This window comes from Alcaligenes sp. MMA, assembly GCF_020907215.1.
Classification (GTDB): Bacteria; Pseudomonadota; Gammaproteobacteria; order Burkholderiales; family Burkholderiaceae_B; genus Alcaligenes; species Alcaligenes aquatilis.
The window spans coordinates 1,455,441-1,470,670 of sequence record NZ_JAJJPP010000001.1 but is presented as its reverse complement, the minus strand read 5'-3'; the positions used below and the strand labels follow the sequence as shown (position 1 = coordinate 1,470,670).

Genomic DNA, 15,230 nt, shown 5'->3' with positions numbered 1-15,230 from the left:
CTTACCCTAAAGTGTGTCTAGCATGAAATTTGAGCCTGCCTTTCAAGAGTTTCCAGGGAGTTCCTTCAAGCTTTTCCAACCTTATTTGCCTGCTGGTGACCAGCCAGCGGCAATTGAGCAGTTGGTCGAGGGGATTGATGACGGCTTGATGTACCAGACCCTGTTGGGGGTAACGGGATCGGGCAAGACCTATACCATGGCGAACATTATTGCTCGGACAGGGCGTCCGGCCATTGTTCTGGCACCCAATAAAACCCTGGCCGCGCAACTGTACGCAGAGATGCGCGAGTTCTTCCCACGCAATGCCGTGGAATACTTCGTCTCTTATTACGATTACTACCAGCCCGAGGCCTATGTGCCATCGCGCGATCTGTTTATTGAAAAAGACTCGTCCATCAATGAACACATCGAGCAGATGCGTTTGTCGGCCACCAAAAGCCTGTTGGAGCGACCGGACACCATTATTGTGGGCACGGTCTCTTGCATCTACGGTATTGGTAATCCTGGCGACTACCATGCGATGGTGCTGACGCTACGCAAGGGCGACCGAATCGCTCGGCAGGAGCTGCTGGCCCGGCTGGTTGCCATGCAGTACGAGCGCAACGACCTGGACTTCCAGCGTGGTGTGTTTCGGGCCCGTGGCGAAGTGGTCGATATTTTCCCGGCGGAAAATGCCGAGCTGGCCTTGCGGGTCAGTCTGTTTGATGACGAACTGGAAGAGCTGGAACTGTTTGATCCGCTAACTGGCAAAGTGGTGCAGAAGCTGAACCGTTTTACTGTGTTCCCCAGTTCGCACTATGTGACCCCCCGTGAAACGGTGTTGCGGGCAATTGAAACCATCAAGCTGGAACTGCGTGAGCGTCTGGAATTTCTGACGCGGGAAGGGCATTTGGTCGAGGCCCAACGCCTGGAGCAGCGCACCCGTTTTGATCTGGAAATGCTGCAGGAGCTGGGTTTTTGCAAAGGCATCGAGAACTACTCCCGCCACTTGTCAGGGGCGGCGCCCGGCGATCCGCCACCAACGCTGATTGATTACCTGCCGCGTAACTCCCTGATGTTTATTGATGAAAGCCACGTCACGATCGGGCAGTTGGGAGCGATGTACCGTGGTGACCGCTCGCGTAAAGAAACGCTGGTGCAATTCGGTTTCCGCCTGCCGTCGGCCATGGATAACCGGCCCTTGAAGCTGGAAGAGTTCGAGCGTCGCATGCCGCAAACCGTGTTCGTGTCGGCCACACCGGCTGCTTACGAGCAAGAACATGCCGACAACGTGGTCGAGCAAGTGGTGCGGCCTACCGGCCTGGTGGATCCCGAAATTGAAGTTCGTCCTGCCACCACCCAAGTCGATGATTTGCTGGGTGAAATCAAGTTGCGTACGGCGCAGCAAGATCGTGTGCTGGTGACAACGCTTACCAAGCGTATGTCCGAAGACTTGACGGATTACTTGTCCGAGAATGGCATCCGGGTGCGTTACTTGCATTCGGACATTGATACCGTGGAACGGGCCGAGATTATCCGTGATTTGCGCTTGGGCGTATTCGATGTGCTGGTCGGGATCAACTTGTTGCGCGAGGGCCTGGACTTGCCTGAAGTGTCTTTGGTGGCCATTCTCGATGCGGACAAGGAAGGCTTCCTGCGCTCCGAGCGCAGCCTGATTCAAACCATAGGTCGGGCAGCGCGTAATCTGAACGGTAAGGCCATTTTGTATGCCGACAGAATGACAGACTCCATGCGTCGCGCTATCGAGGAAACCGAGCGTCGTCGTGCCAAGCAGATCGCCTTTAACGAAGAGCATGGCATTACGCCGCGCGGCGTGAACAAGGCGGTACGCGAATTGATTGACGGCGTTGTGGCTTCGGATCCTACCGCCAGCTTGCGCGAGGACGTGCCAGAAGCCTTGATTCGCGACGAGAAGGCGGCAGCACGTGAGATCAAGCGTCTGGAAAAAGAGATGATGGATCACGCCCGTAACCTGGAGTTTGAACAAGCTGCGGCTGCGCGCGACAAGTTGCAAAGGCTCAAGGCCAAGTTGCTGATGGCGTGACGGCCCTTGGCCTAATGGCATCAGGCAAGGGCTTGCCCCTTGCAGTGTGCCTTGGGCAGGAGCGCAAACCTTCGCTTGGACCAGATGGGGCGTGTGTGTCGGTATCAGGCTTAACCCCTTCCTGGGAACGTGGAGCTTTTTCATCTTTGCTTGTTGCTGTTGTGTATTCGCAACTAGGCTTGGACGAAAAGACAGTAAAAGCACGGTTCCGCTACCGGCTTTCATCGCTCAGGTGTATTGCTTGATTTATCTCATCTCGTGAAGGCGCAGTATCCGCTAAGCAAAGGGTGCCGCGCCTTTGGTTTATTCCAAACTTCAAGCACCGGCGTACTGTTCTTATTTGCAGCCCCCAAACGACCCGGGTTTGCTGTTTCCAAGGCCGTATCGGGGATCTGTTTTAGGCCCTTGCTCCGTCTTGCCTTATTTGGGGTTTTCCCGCAGACTTTGACGCATTATGAGTAAGGTTCTGTTTGTCTGTACAGGGAATATTTGCCGCTCCCCCAGCGCCGAAGGTGTCTTGCGCCAACTGGTTGACCAAGCCAGTTTGTCGGAGGCTATTTTGGTGGACTCAGCCGCCACGCATGGCTTTCATGTTGGCGAGCATCCTGACACACGCGCACAGATAGCCGCTCGTAAACGCGGTTATGACATCTCTACCTATCAGGCCCGACAGGTCCAGCGCGAGGACTTTCGCAACTTCGACCTTATCTTGAGCATGGACTGGGAAAATCACGCTGCCTTGCAGCAAATGTGTCCTCCCATGTACCGTCACAAGCTCATGTTGCTGATGCGCTTTGCCACTGATTACGAAGCGGCTACCGTGCCTGATCCTTATTATGGTGGCCAGGATGGCTTCAATAAGGTCATGGACTATATTGAGGATGCCTGCCAGGGCGTATTCGAGTTGGTTCGCAAGCGCGTACCCAATTACCGTGCTGCCTGAGCGACTAAAATAACACTGCAGTATAAGTGTAAAAACACACGCTCAAGCACGGTAGTTTCCCCTGTATTTGCTATACTGGACCAAATTGGTCGGATTTGCCCTTGGCAATCCGGCCGCTTTCGCCTTTGGCAAGGAAACTATCATGCGTTTGACGACAAAAGGGCGTTTCGCCGTAACCGCGATGATCGATCTTGCGCTGCGCCAGCAAAGTGGACCGGTGACGCTCGCAGGCATCAGCCAGCGACAGGGTATCTCGCTCTCCTATCTTGAACAGTTATTTGGCAAGTTGCGCCGCCATGAACTGGTCGATAGTGTGCGGGGTCCGGGTGGTGGCTATACGCTTGCGCGTCTGGCCCGCCACATCACCGTTGCTGACATTGTGTTTGCGGTCGATGAGCCCGTTGATGCTACCCAGTGTGGTGGCAAGGGTAATTGCAAGCAGGGCACAAATGGGCAGAAAGGCGAGTGCATGACTCACGAGCTTTGGGCGACGCTTAGTCGTAAAATGGTCGATTATCTGGACTCTGTCTCGCTACAGGACTTGGTTGATCAGCAGCGCCTGCGTCAGCTCAAGTTGGCCGCTCAGGAAGCCGGTCAGCCAGAAGAATGTACTTTGTAGTGGGCAGTCGCCGCTACTGACTCCGGAGTTTTGTATGAGTCGCGCTCAGCGTATTTATATGGATTATGCCGCCACCACACCGGTAGACCCGCGTGTGGCCGACAGCATGATTCCCTGGTTGACGGAACGATTTGGCAATCCCGCCTCCAGCAGCCATCCTTATGGATGGGATGCGGAAGAGGCCGTGGATCAGGCGCGTCGTCAGGTTGCCTCCCTGGTCGGGGCAGAGCCGCGAGAAATCGTCTGGACTTCCGGTGCTACCGAAGCCATCAATCTGGCCTTGAAGGGTGCCGCACAGTTTTATCAGTCCAAGGGCCGCCATATTATTACCGTCCGTACGGAGCACAAGGCCGTGATTGACACCTGTCTGGCCTTGCAGGACGAAGGGTTTGAAGTCACTTTTCTGGATGTCCTGCCCAGTGGTCTGATTGATCCGCAGGCGTTTGAACAAGCCATTCGTCCCGATACCATCCTGGCCTCGGTCATGCTGGTGAATAACGAAATTGGTGTGATTCAGGATGTGCAGGCTTTGGGTGCAATTTGCCGTGAGCACAAGGTGCTGTTCCATGTGGACGCCGCCCAGGCTACCGGCAAGGTGGCGATCAATCTGCAGGAATGGCCGGTGGATTTGATGTCCATGTCGGCCCACAAGACCTACGGTCCCAAAGGGATAGGTGCCTTGTATATACGCCGTAAACCGGCGGTGCGTCTGAAAGCGCAGATTCATGGTGGTGGTCACGAGCGCGGCTTTCGTTCCGGCACCTTGGCCACACATCAGATCGTGGGCATGGGACGTGCGTTTGAGTTGGCCGCCCAGGAAATGGATACAGACAATCAGCGCATCACCGCGCTGCGTGATCGGCTGTGGGCTGGTTTGCAGCAGATCCCAGATTTGTACCTGAACGGCACCTTCGATGAGCGTGTGCCACATAACCTGAACATCAGTGTGGATCACATCGAGGGTGAAGCCCTGATGATGGCCCTGACTGATTTGGCCGTGTCCAGTGGCTCGGCCTGTACGTCGGCCAGTTTGGAACCGTCTTATGTATTGACGGCCCTGGGTCGTAGCGATCAGTTGGCACACAGTTCCTTGCGTTTGAGTCTGGGCCGTTTCACGACCGAGCAGGACATTGATGACACGATTGCCGCCATCGGTCGTGTGGTTGAACAATTGCGGGCCATCTCTCCTTTATGGAGCGAGTCCGCTTCGGAGCCGTTCACGCAATGAGATATAGTGACGCTGTCATGGAGCATTTTCTGCGCCCGCGTCATGTGGGTGTCATGAACAGCAGTGATGCTGACGTAGGCACGGGGGAGGCAGGAAGCTACCAAACCGGGGCCTTGATTCGTATCCAGCTCAAGGTATCGGAGCAGGGTCAGATTCAGGAGAGCTGTTTCAAGGCTTATGGCTGTGGCTGTACCATCGCAGCTGCTTCATTTGCGGCGCAATGGCTGCAAGATCGCAGTCTGGAGCAAGCGGCCCAGTTCTCGTCCACGGATGTGCAGCAAGCATTGGAATTGCCACCGGTCAAAGTGCATTGTGCTTTGTTGGTCCAGGAGGCGGTCCAGGCTGCCGTTGCCTCGGTACAGAACAAAGGCGCGTTTTAGTTGTCCAAGCCTGAAGGCTGAATCCCCTTCAGGTTTATAGAAAGGAAAAGATTATGTCTATTTCTCTTACTCAGCCCGCCGCAGAACATATCCAGCGTCATTTGAAAAAACGCGGGGGCGGTTTGGGGCTACGTTTGGGTGTACGTCTGACCGGTTGCTCGGGTCTGGCCTACAAGCTGGATTTTGTTGATGAGCCGGTTCAAGGCGATCAACTGTTTGAAGAGCACGGCGTTAAACTGTTTGTTGATCCCAAGAGCCTGCCCTTTATTGATGGCACGCGTCTGGATTATGGCCGCGATGGCCTCAATGAAGGTTTTAAATTCATCAATCCAAACGAGAAAGCCTCCTGCGGGTGTGGCGAATCGTTTACCGTGTAGGAACTCATGTCATTACGTTTCGGTTTGGCGGCCAATCAGTTGCACCATGATTCGGCAGATGCGGCTTTGTTTCAGTGGTTGCGGCGCTCAGCCAGCGGTATTCGCGAGTTGGAAGTTGAGCTTTATACGGTGGGTCGTACCTGTAATGCCATCGAGCGTTCGGGCCTGCTGGAAGGCTATGGCGGCCTGGTTCGCTATCCTTACGGTCGTGATGGCGGCTTGATGAAGCTGGTTGCCCGGGTCACACAAAGCCCGGATGGCACTCCGCCTTTTGATGGCGCCATTTATCTGATTGACCCGGTAGACCCATCTTCCATTTTCCCGGAAGCATTGGCGCTCAAGCGTCAGTGCATTACGCATGGTCGTCCTTTTATTTCGACCCTGATGGGGGCGATTGAATGGATTGAAGTGGAGCGAGTCAGTCGTGGCCTGTGGCCCGACTCCAGCTGCAAACGTATTTTTGACTTCCCCAACCAAACTCTGGCCTTGATCGCGCACGATGCACTCAAGGACAAGATGGTTGAGTTCGCTGACAAGCATTTCGACCTGCTGTCCCGTTTTGGCCAACGCGTGGGAACAGGGACGACCAGTCGCTTGTTGAACGAGCTGGCTTGGTCCAAAGGCTGGCCCAAGGAAACCCCCTGGATTCAGTCTTATCTAAGCGGTCCTTTGGGCGGCGATGCGCAAATTGCCGAGCTGGTACTGGAAAACCGTTGCCAGCGTGTGATCTTCTTCGAGGACCCGCACGTCGCACGTCAGCACGAGGCAGACATTCAGTTGCTGGAACGCGCGGTGCGTGTGGTGGCAGATAAGGCTTCGTGTTTCTCCTCGCCCGAAGTGGCCCATAAATGGGCACAGGCGGTGATGCGCTTGCCGGTGGATTGATTGTGCAGGGATGGACGTACAGGCCTTGCAAGGTTTATAAAAAAACCTTGTGGTGGCAGTAAAAAAGGACGCTTAAAAGCGTCCTTTTTTGTTTCACATGAGGTTCGTTGGGCCAGTTTTCCTGACTGTACGAACATCCCTGGCAGGGCCTTGATCAATGACACGGGAAAGGTCTGCTTGATCCGTGGGCGGGGCTTCTCTAGACTACGATCGTGATTTTCAAGCACCGCAAGACAATGTCGCCCAGTCAATAGGGCAGTGTGGAGATACCGGAGGCAGGCTTGAATCGTCGCATGATCTTGAATGCTATGGGCGCGGGTATGCTTGCCCGGCTTGGAGGTGCTGTTTCCTCACTAGGTGCTGCATTTATTACGGCGTCGGCACACACGCAGCAGCTCGATAACTTCCCTTCGGGGCCCGTGCGCATTGTTGTTCCGGTGAATCCGGGTGGCAACGCCGATCGCATTGCGCGAATGCTGGCGCAAAGCCTTGCCGAATTGTGGCAACAAACAGTGATTGTGGACAATGTGCCCGGCGCGCACACCAGTCTAGGCGTGAACCGAGTGGTTCGTGCGGCACCGACCGGCCACACGTTATTGTCCAGTGGTGACCAGCTCGCGATCAATGCTGCCCTTGGCCGCAAACTACCTTATAGCCCGACCGATGTTCGTGGCGTAACTCGTACCATTGTTAATTCGCAGGTGTTGGTGGTTCGCCCAGGCTTGGGTGTCAGCCATTTTGATGAGTACGTGACGCTGCTTAAACAGCGACCTGGCGAAGTATCCGCCGCGCTGCCGATTGGCTATGGCAGTATCTATCATCTGGCTGTCGAGATGCTTAATCAGCGTTTGGGTACGCAAACCAATAACATCCCCTACGCGGGAGGGGCACCGGCTGTTTTGGACATATTAGGCGGGCATGTAGATGCGGCGCTTATTGATATCTCTGGGACAACCCAGAACATTCAGAAGCGTGAGCTCATCCCTTTGGCGGTGACGTCGCTGGAGCGTTCGAAGGTTTTGCCGGATGTTCCCACTTTTCATGAGTTGGGTGCATCTGATTTCGTGATCGAAAGTTGGCAGGGCATCTTTGTGCCACGTGCCACGCCCGATGAGGTCGTCGCTGTGCTGAATCGCGATATTACGGCTGTACTTGGTTCCCGCGAGTTTGCTGCTCCTCTGGAGGAACTGGGCTTTGTGATCGCCCCTGGATCGGCTGAGTCGCTGGATCAGATTGTGGCGCGTGATATTGCTTTGTTTCGTGACGTAGCGGCCGTTGCTGGTATCAAATCTGAGTGATGTCTGCCCTTACGGGCTTGGGGCTGGCTAATGCGGCGATGGGAGTAGGGGTCTGTTCCCGAACAGGCAGAATAGCTGCGTATGTGCGTATGTGCGTATGGGGGGCGACGATGCATAAAGAAAAACGCGCGGTCAAGGCCGCGCGTTTTTCTGCCTTGAGGCTGTGATTAGTCCTCGCGACGCAGGTGCGGGAACAGGATCACGTCACGGATAGCAGGACTATCGGTCAGCAACATGACCAGACGGTCGATCCCGATACCGCAGCCGCCTGTAGGAGGCATGCCGTATTCCAGAGCGCGGATGTAGTCCGCGTCGTAGAACATGGCTTCTTCGTCGCCAGCATCCTTGGCCTGAACCTGAGCCTGGAAGCGAGCGGCCTGGTCTTCAGGGTCGTTCAACTCCGAGAAGCCATTGGCAATCTCGCGGCCCGTGATGAACAGCTCAAAGCGCTCGGTAATGCCTTCCTGGGTGTCCGAGGCACGTGCCAGCGGCGACACTTCTACGGGGTAGTCCACGATGAAAGTGGGGTGCCACAGCTTGGATTCGGCTGTTTCTTCAAATAGAGCCAGTTGCAAGGCACCCAGGCCGGCATCACGCAGCGGGGGTGAGTTCACGTCCACTTTCAGGCGAGCCAGCTCAGTACGCAGGAACTGGATGTCTTCCAGTTGTTCGATCTGGTAGGAAGGCGCGTACTTCATGATGGCGCCGGTAATGGTCAGGCGATCAAAAGGCAGGCTCAGATCCAGCTCGCGTTCCTGATATTGCAGGGTGGCGGTACCACGGGCGCTGATCGCGGCTTCGCGTATCAGGTTTTCGGTGAAGTCCATCAGCCACTGGTAATCCGTGTAGGCCGCGTAGAACTCCATCATGGTGAATTCGGGGTTGTGACGAGGGCTGACGCCTTCGTTACGGAAGTTGCGGTTGATCTCGAACACGCGCTCGAAACCGCCCACGATCAAACGCTTCAGGTACAGCTCGGGAGCAATACGCAGGTACATTTCCATGTCCAGCGCATTGTGGTGGGTCACAAAGGGTTTGGCCGATGCGCCACCCGGAATGGGGTGCAGCATCGGGGTTTCCACTTCCAGGAAATCGGCCTGGGCCATGTGCTGACGCAGGCTGCTCATGACCTTGCTGCGGGCCAGGAAGGTTTGACGGGTGTCTTCACCCATGATCAGGTCGACGTAGCGCTGACGGTACTTCAATTCCTGGTCGGCCAGACCGTGGAATTTGTCGGGCAGGGGACGTAGGGACTTGGCCAGCAGGCGCACGCTGGAGGCGTGCACGGATAGTTCGCCCTTATTGGTTTTGAAGACGGTGCCTTCCACGGCCAGGATGTCACCGATATCCCAGCCCTTGAATTGCGCATAGTTCTCTTCACCCAGTGCGGCTTTGTCCAGATAGATCTGGATACGGCCGGAGGCATCTTGCAGCGTGGCAAAGCTGGCTTTGCCCATGACACGCTTGAGCATCATGCGGCCAGCCACTTTCACGACTTTATGGCTTGCAGCCAGCGCCTCTTTGTCCTGCTCGCCGTATTGCTTGTGCAGCTCGGCAGCGTGGGCATCAGGGCGAAAATCGTTGGGGTAGGCGATGCCATTTTCGCGCAGGCGGTCCAGCTTGGAACGACGCTCGGCGATCAGGCGGTTTTCGTCTACGACGGGTGCGGAAGTGTCTAGCGATTCAGTCATTGTGTCAGTACTTATTCGTAGTGGCGGATGTCGTCCAGGACGTGCTGGCCAAACTCCGGGCTGTTCAGGTGGCGCAAAATTCGCTCTGCGGTATCGTCCGGGCTGCTTAGCTGGCCTTGCTGATGCAGGTCGATAAAGCGGCTCAGGTTCGGGAACTGATCGCGGGACTGGCTACGGATATGGCCTTGCATATCGGTATCGACCACGCCCGGAGCCAGAGAGCAAACGGCCAGCTCGGGATTTTCCAGTTTCAGGGTTTGCGTATAGAAATCCAGTGCTGCCTTGCTGGAGCCATACACGGCCCAGCCCGAAACGGGCTTGCGGCCAGCACCCGAGGAGATATTGAGCACCTGGCGCTGGGCATCCTTGGGGGCGCCTTGCAAAAAGGCGGCGGTCAGGCTCATGACACTGGCGACATTCAATTGCAGCGCCTGTGTAATGGCCTGGGCATCGAGCAGGTGGCTGGCCTGCCCAACGGGATCAACCGTGCCTGCATTATTAATGAGGACGTAGCGTTGAGCCTGTGTCTGGCTGATCAAGGCTTGTAGGGCCTTGGCAGCCTCTTGTGCGCCTTCCGCGCTGGCCAGATCCACTTGCAGATGCTGATGAGCCCCTTGGGGCGCATCCAGTTGCAGTTCGCTGCGGGCCAGAGTGATCAACTGATGGCCAGCAGCCAACGCTTGACGCGCCAGGGACAAGCCCAGACCGCGAGAGGCACCGCTTAGAACAGTCAGCGTGGAAGTGTGCATATTAAACCCCTTGTTTCAGGCTGGCTTGAATAAAGGCATCCAGGTCGCCATCCAGAATCTTCTGGGTATTGGAGCTTTCGTAGTTGGTACGCAAGTCCTTGATGCGGCTTTGGTCCAGCACGTAGGAACGGATCTGGTGGCCCCAACCCACATCGCTCTTGGAGTCTTCCAGCTTTTGCTGCTCGGCCATGCGGTTGCGCATTTCCAGCTCGTACAGACGCGATTTCAGCATCTGCATGGCTTCAGCACGGTTACGGTGCTGCGAGCGGTCGTTCTGACACTGCACCACAATGCCGCTGGGTTCGTGCGTAATACGAACGGCCGAGTCGGTTTTGTTAATGTGCTGACCCCCCGCACCACTGGCACGGTAGGTGTCGATACGCAAGTCGGCCGGATTGATTTCCACTTCAAAGGAATCATCGATTTCCGGGTAGACGAATACGCTGGTGAACGAGGTGTGACGGCCGTTGGACGAGTCGAAAGGGCTTTTGCGAACCAGACGATGCACGCCGGTTTCAGTGCGCAAAAAGCCGTAGGCGTAATCGCCTTCAATCTTGATGGTGGCCGATTTGATACCGGCAACGTCACCGTCAGACTGTTCCAGGATTTCAGCCTTGAAGCCTTTGTGTTCGGCATAGCGCACATACATGCGCAGCAGCATGGAGGCCCAGTCCTGGGCTTCGGTACCACCCGCACCGGCCTGAATATCCATAAAGCAATTGAGCGGATCGGCAGGGTTGGAGAACATGCGGCGAAATTCCAGCTCTTCAATACGGCTGGCCATGGCGGCACAATCTTCCTCGATGGCGGCGATGGTGGCATCGTCATCGTCCATCGCGGCAAGCTCAAACAGATCCTGTGAATCTTTCAGGCCCGTGTGCAAGGCGTCCAGCACATGCACCACGTTTTCCAGGCTTTTCTTTTCGCGGCCCAGATCCTGGGCGTGTTGAGGGTCGTTCCAGACGTTGGGGTCCTCGAGTTCGGCATTGACTACGTGCAAACGATGCGCTTTGTCATCGTAGTCAAAGATACCTCCGTAAGGCATTTTCCCGCTCCGAATAATCGGCAAGGCGGGCTTCCAGTTGATTAAGTCGTTCCGATTCCATGATTCAGCGGCTTTCCTATATTTGAGGTGCCATCCGCGCCAGCCAGCAGGGCGGCGCGCGGCAAACTTCCGATTTTACCCTTATCGGAGGTCTATGGCACGTATTGGCCGCTCAGGAACTGGACATTGTGCAAGCAGCGGTGCGATAGGTGGACGCAGATTGATAGGAAGGTCGGTGTGAGAGGGTGGGCACAGTGGGGGCAGAGGGTTCAGCAAGATCGCTATCCAGGCTGAAATGGGCCACCACCTGGGCCAGAAACGTCGTTTGTTCCAACTGCTCCTGGGCCGTGTGGGCACTGTGTTCAAGCAGTTGGCGGTTGGACTGACCTTGCTGGTCCAGACGCGTCATGACCTGGTTTACGTATTCGATATGTGTCGCCTGATCCTGAGAGGCCTGGGCAATATCGGCCACAATACTGCGCATTTCATTGACTTTGTCTTGTGTGCTGGCCATGACCTGCGCCATGCCGCGCGCGGCCACCGAGCTTTGTTCGGTTTGTTCGACCGAGCTGGAAATTAAGGTGGAAACCTGTTGCAAGGCATCGGTGGAGCGCAAAGCCAAATTACGCACTTCAGCGGCAACCACCGCAAAGCCATGACCGTGCACACCCGCTCGGGCGGCTTCCACGGCAGCATTCAGGGCCAGAATATTGGTCTGGAAGGCAATGCTGCGGATCAGCTTGGTGATCTCGCTCATTTTGTGTGAGCTGTCGGCAATGGCGTTGATGGTATCGAGCAAGTTTTGGGCGGCCTGGTTGCCCTGTGCGACCTGACTGGACGTGTCTTGAGCCAGTTGGTCGGCCGTTCGGGCCTGTTTGGCGTTCTGTCTGACGGTATCGGCCAGTTGATTCATGGTTTTGACCGTCTGGTTCAGCTCAGTGGACTGCTCTAGAATTTGTTCGCCCAGGTTATGGCTTGCCGACACAATTGCTGTTGAGCCATCGCGGATCAGGCCAGTTTGTTCACGGATCTGATGTACGACGGTTTGCACGCCCTGCCCAATTCCGTTCAGGGCGCTTAACAAGGTGCCGAACTCGTCGTGACGACGGACGTTGAGCTGGGCGTTGAGTTTACCCTTGGCCAGTTCCTTGGCCAGATTTGCGCCTTGATCCAGGGGGTGTTTGATGGAGCGATAGAGCAAGCGCAGGGCCGCTGAGCTGGCGATGAAAAACAGAGCCAGAGCGGCCAGTGCAAGGCTGAAAGCACGATCGCTGCTGCGGCCAGCCAGATCCAGAGAACGGTCCAGGCGTTCGCTGAATTGATGCTCGAATTCATCCAGTGTGTGTGTGATTTGGGCGGAGGCTTGAATGTATTGCTGGCTGAACACCAGCACTTTGGCCATCAAGGCATTGGGCAAAGCAATGCGGATCGTGCCGTTGTCATCTTCAAACTGGCCACTGGCCGTTTGAATGGCCTCGGACTGAACCTGACTAAGGGCCAGGGTCTGTTCATAGGCAGAGCGCAGCAAATCCTGCTCAGCCGGCTCCAGCTCCAGATCCCTGAAACGGTCCAGCATTGCTAAGGTGACCCCTTCCTGATCGGCTTGGGCACCGGTAAACACCGCCAGCAGACGGCGGAAGTTATCCTGAAATTCAATTTGCTCGCTGGAGACAAAGGCGATGGCTTGACGGCTGAGCAATTCGCTGATGCGTTTGAAGTCTTTGCTAAGCGCCGTGGTGTCGTGGCGCTGGGCTTCCAGGTGCTTGCGTTGTTCGATGCTGTTGCTCAGGTGCTGCAGGGCAATCAGCATCAGGACTAAAAACAGGCTCAGGGTTGCAAAGTAGGCGATAAAGCCGGTTTTGAGCGTCAGTAGTTTTTTCAAGGCGACTCCCACAAAGAGTGGGGTGCACCTAAGCGCTGATGGCTCTTGTCGCACCCCTGTCAGGCGCACCTATCTTTGCATCTGATTGTGACAGGGGTGTGGCGCTATGTCTTAACGACGGTGGGGGGGGCGGCGAGGGGCAGAGGTCGGGGCGCCAACACGCTTGGGCAAGTGGCGGAAAATGATGCGACCTTTGCTCAGGTCGTAGGGCGACATTTCCAGGGTGACGCTGTCGCCAGCCAGAATACGGATGTGGTGCTTGCGCATTTTGCCGCCCGTGTAGGCGATAACGGCGTGACCGTTGTCCAGGGTGACACGAAAGCGTGAGTCAGGCAGGATTTCGGTGACGGAACCTTGCATTTCAAGTAGCTCTTCTTTGGCCATAAATCGGGACTCCTTTAAAAATAATGATTCCCGTCAGGCCCTGCTGGGCGGGACGGGGACGGGCGTAGCAACCAGGCAGACCGACAAACCGTACAAACGGTGTCTGGTGTCCAGCCTTGCGCTAGGCCCATGAAAATTGAGGTGAATCTGTGTCTGTCAGAACGGTTGGGTTCCAGACAGGGTCGGGTTGATCAAATTGAAAACACGCCCGCCGTTCGTGGGAAGAACCGGCCAGGGCAGACAGGGTCTGCCTACCTGAAAAACGGGCAAAAACACGAATACTTGCCAGAAACGTAGACCTGCATAACGACGCGCGGGACAGTCCCTTGCGGTTAAGAGTGCTGGTTGTGGTGCCAAGTAATGCACTTGGGGCGCTTGATCGGGTCAAGCTTTATTCCCAAAAGTGGGGGTGTTTCAAGGTCGATTTACCCTGGGTAGCTGCATCTGATGTTGTCAAAGCCAGACGAGCGTGGATGGGATGGGCCAATAAAACTCAATCAGCGCCATGACGTGACAATTGTATGATTATAAATAATATTTATGGATTGGTCAAAGATTGACCAGCCTGCATGGTCACAAGCAGGCGGGTAAAGGCGTAGAGGGCAGGGCATGCTTGCCTATATACTAGCCCCATCGTAGCGGCGCCGTGTTGACCTGAGCAGGGATCACACGCGCCGTTGCCGTTTTTTAGGACATGTTGTGAGCACTCAGAAACTGACCCCTGGCACGACGGCTTTACTGGTTTTACCTACGATTTTGTGGGCCAGTAACGCCATCGTCGGACGCTTGATTCATGATCAGGTGCCGCCTATTACCCTGAATTTTTTTCGTTGGTTGGTGGCGTTCACCATCTTGCTTTTTGTGGGACGGCAAGTGCTGCGACGCGGCAGCAATTTGTGGGCCAACTGGAAACGCTACTCCATTTTGGGTTTGCTGGGCATAGGGATCTATAACGCTTTGCAATATCTGGCACTGCAAAGTTCCTCCCCCATTAACGTGACGCTGGTCAATGCCAGCTTGCCGTTCTGGATGCTGGTGATCGGCCGCCTGTTTTTCAAATCTACGGTCAATGGGCGGCAACTGGTCGGTGGTTTGATGTCTTTGCTGGGTGTGGTTCTGGTATTGACTCGCGCGGATTGGCAAGAGCTGATGGCCTTCCGTTTTGTGCCGGGCGATGTCTATATGGTGATCGCCACCATTGCCTGGGCGATCTATAGCTGGATGCTCAGTACGCGTCGCCATGAGGGTGTCATCGCACAGACATGGGCCACCGTCGTGATGGCGCAGGTGTTTTTTGGCTTGATCTGGTCCGGTGCATTTGCCGCCATGGAGTGGACATTCACGGACTGGCATATCGATTGGTCTTGGGGCTTGCTGCTGGCTATTTTGTATGTGGGCACCGGTCCTGCCTTGATTGCCTTGCGCTGCTGGGGGGTGGCTGTCCAACGAGTCGGTGCCGCAACCGCCGGTTTTTTCGTGAACCTGATGCCGGTATTTGCGGCCTTGATGTCCGTTTTTATTCTGGGCGATACCCCCAAGCTTTACCACGGCGCGGCGTTTCTTCTGATTGTGGGCGGAATTTATGTATCGTCACGTAAAAGCTAAGGCCTGAGAGCACCTGGTATTGGGGGGCTCCAGCGAAAAAAGGACGCCCGGTAGAGCGTCCTTTTTTACTTTGTAGGCTCGGGTTCAAGTTCTTGAACGT

14 protein-coding genes are annotated in these 15,230 nt (G+C 55.7%); 9 read left to right on the top strand and 5 right to left on the bottom strand.

The features are described from left to right. Nucleotides 1-22: 22 nt before the first annotated feature. From uvrB to LNA76_RS06680, 8 genes are all read left to right on the top strand, one after another. A complete protein-coding gene (gene uvrB / locus LNA76_RS06715; protein WP_094196425.1) occupies nucleotides 23-2,044 on the top strand; it encodes an excinuclease ABC subunit UvrB in 2,022 nt (673 codons plus the stop codon). Between the two features lie 451 nt (nucleotides 2,045-2,495). Continuing rightward, nucleotides 2,496-2,987, top strand: a complete 492-nt coding sequence (locus tag LNA76_RS06710; protein ID WP_162988252.1) for a low molecular weight protein-tyrosine-phosphatase — start codon at nucleotides 2,496-2,498, stop codon at nucleotides 2,985-2,987. A gap of 142 nt (nucleotides 2,988-3,129) precedes the next feature. After that, complete coding sequence (iscR, locus tag LNA76_RS06705) at nucleotides 3,130-3,606, top strand: Fe-S cluster assembly transcriptional regulator IscR (RefSeq protein ID WP_021446710.1); 477 nt, start codon at nucleotides 3,130-3,132, stop codon at nucleotides 3,604-3,606. 34 nt (nucleotides 3,607-3,640) lie between these two features. Then, the gene (locus LNA76_RS06700; protein ID WP_230018558.1) at nucleotides 3,641-4,834 is read left to right on the top strand and encodes an IscS subfamily cysteine desulfurase; all 1,194 of its coding nucleotides are present in this window, start codon (nucleotides 3,641-3,643) and stop codon (nucleotides 4,832-4,834) included. After that, nucleotides 4,831-5,214: an iron-sulfur cluster assembly scaffold protein gene (locus tag LNA76_RS06695; protein ID WP_094196428.1), complete on the top strand. Its 384-nt coding sequence runs from the start codon at nucleotides 4,831-4,833 to the stop codon at nucleotides 5,212-5,214. The genes LNA76_RS06700 and LNA76_RS06695 overlap by 4 nt, the downstream gene beginning before the upstream one ends. Nucleotides 5,215-5,267: 53 nt before the next feature. Beyond that, a complete protein-coding gene (locus LNA76_RS06690; RefSeq protein ID WP_094196429.1) occupies nucleotides 5,268-5,591 on the top strand; it encodes a HesB/IscA family protein in 324 nt (107 codons plus the stop codon). A 6-nt stretch (nucleotides 5,592-5,597) separates the two neighbouring features. Next, nucleotides 5,598-6,476, top strand: coding sequence for a methylglyoxal synthase (locus LNA76_RS06685; RefSeq protein ID WP_042479804.1), 879 nt, complete (start codon nucleotides 5,598-5,600; stop codon nucleotides 6,474-6,476). Nucleotides 6,477-6,757: 281 nt separating this feature from the next. After that, nucleotides 6,758-7,774, top strand: a complete 1,017-nt coding sequence (locus LNA76_RS06680; protein WP_230018556.1) for a Bug family tripartite tricarboxylate transporter substrate binding protein — start codon at nucleotides 6,758-6,760, stop codon at nucleotides 7,772-7,774. Nucleotides 7,775-7,941: 167 nt separating this feature from the next. On the opposite strand, the gene lysS is transcribed toward LNA76_RS06680, so the two are convergent. The 5 genes from lysS to infA all read right to left on the bottom strand — a co-directional run bounded on the left by lysS (nucleotide 7,942) and on the right by infA (nucleotide 13,525). Then, nucleotides 7,942-9,465, bottom strand: a complete 1,524-nt coding sequence (lysS, locus tag LNA76_RS06675) for a lysine--tRNA ligase (protein WP_094196431.1) — start codon at nucleotides 9,463-9,465, stop codon at nucleotides 7,942-7,944. Nucleotides 9,466-9,476: 11 nt separating this feature from the next. Continuing rightward, nucleotides 9,477-10,214: an SDR family NAD(P)-dependent oxidoreductase gene (locus LNA76_RS06670; RefSeq protein WP_094196432.1), complete on the bottom strand. Its 738-nt coding sequence runs from the start codon at nucleotides 10,212-10,214 to the stop codon at nucleotides 9,477-9,479. Nucleotide 10,215: 1 nt separating this feature from the next. Then, a protein-coding gene (gene prfB, locus LNA76_RS06665; protein WP_108727332.1) for a peptide chain release factor 2 occupies nucleotides 10,216-11,320 on the bottom strand; the annotation gives its coding sequence in 2 pieces (ribosomal slippage) (nucleotides 10,216-11,238 and nucleotides 11,240-11,320; 1,104 coding nt in all). Between the two features lie 111 nt (nucleotides 11,321-11,431). Then, complete coding sequence (locus tag LNA76_RS06660; protein WP_230018554.1) at nucleotides 11,432-13,141, bottom strand: methyl-accepting chemotaxis protein; 1,710 nt, start codon at nucleotides 13,139-13,141, stop codon at nucleotides 11,432-11,434. Nucleotides 13,142-13,252: 111 nt separating this feature from the next. Further along, complete coding sequence (gene infA / locus LNA76_RS06655) at nucleotides 13,253-13,525, bottom strand: translation initiation factor IF-1 (RefSeq protein ID WP_094196433.1); 273 nt, start codon at nucleotides 13,523-13,525, stop codon at nucleotides 13,253-13,255. A gap of 699 nt (nucleotides 13,526-14,224) precedes the next feature. Between infA and LNA76_RS06650 the strand changes: the two genes are divergently transcribed. Continuing rightward, nucleotides 14,225-15,130, top strand: a complete 906-nt coding sequence (locus LNA76_RS06650) for a DMT family transporter (RefSeq protein ID WP_108727333.1) — start codon at nucleotides 14,225-14,227, stop codon at nucleotides 15,128-15,130. Nucleotides 15,131-15,230: the final 100 nt, after the last annotated feature.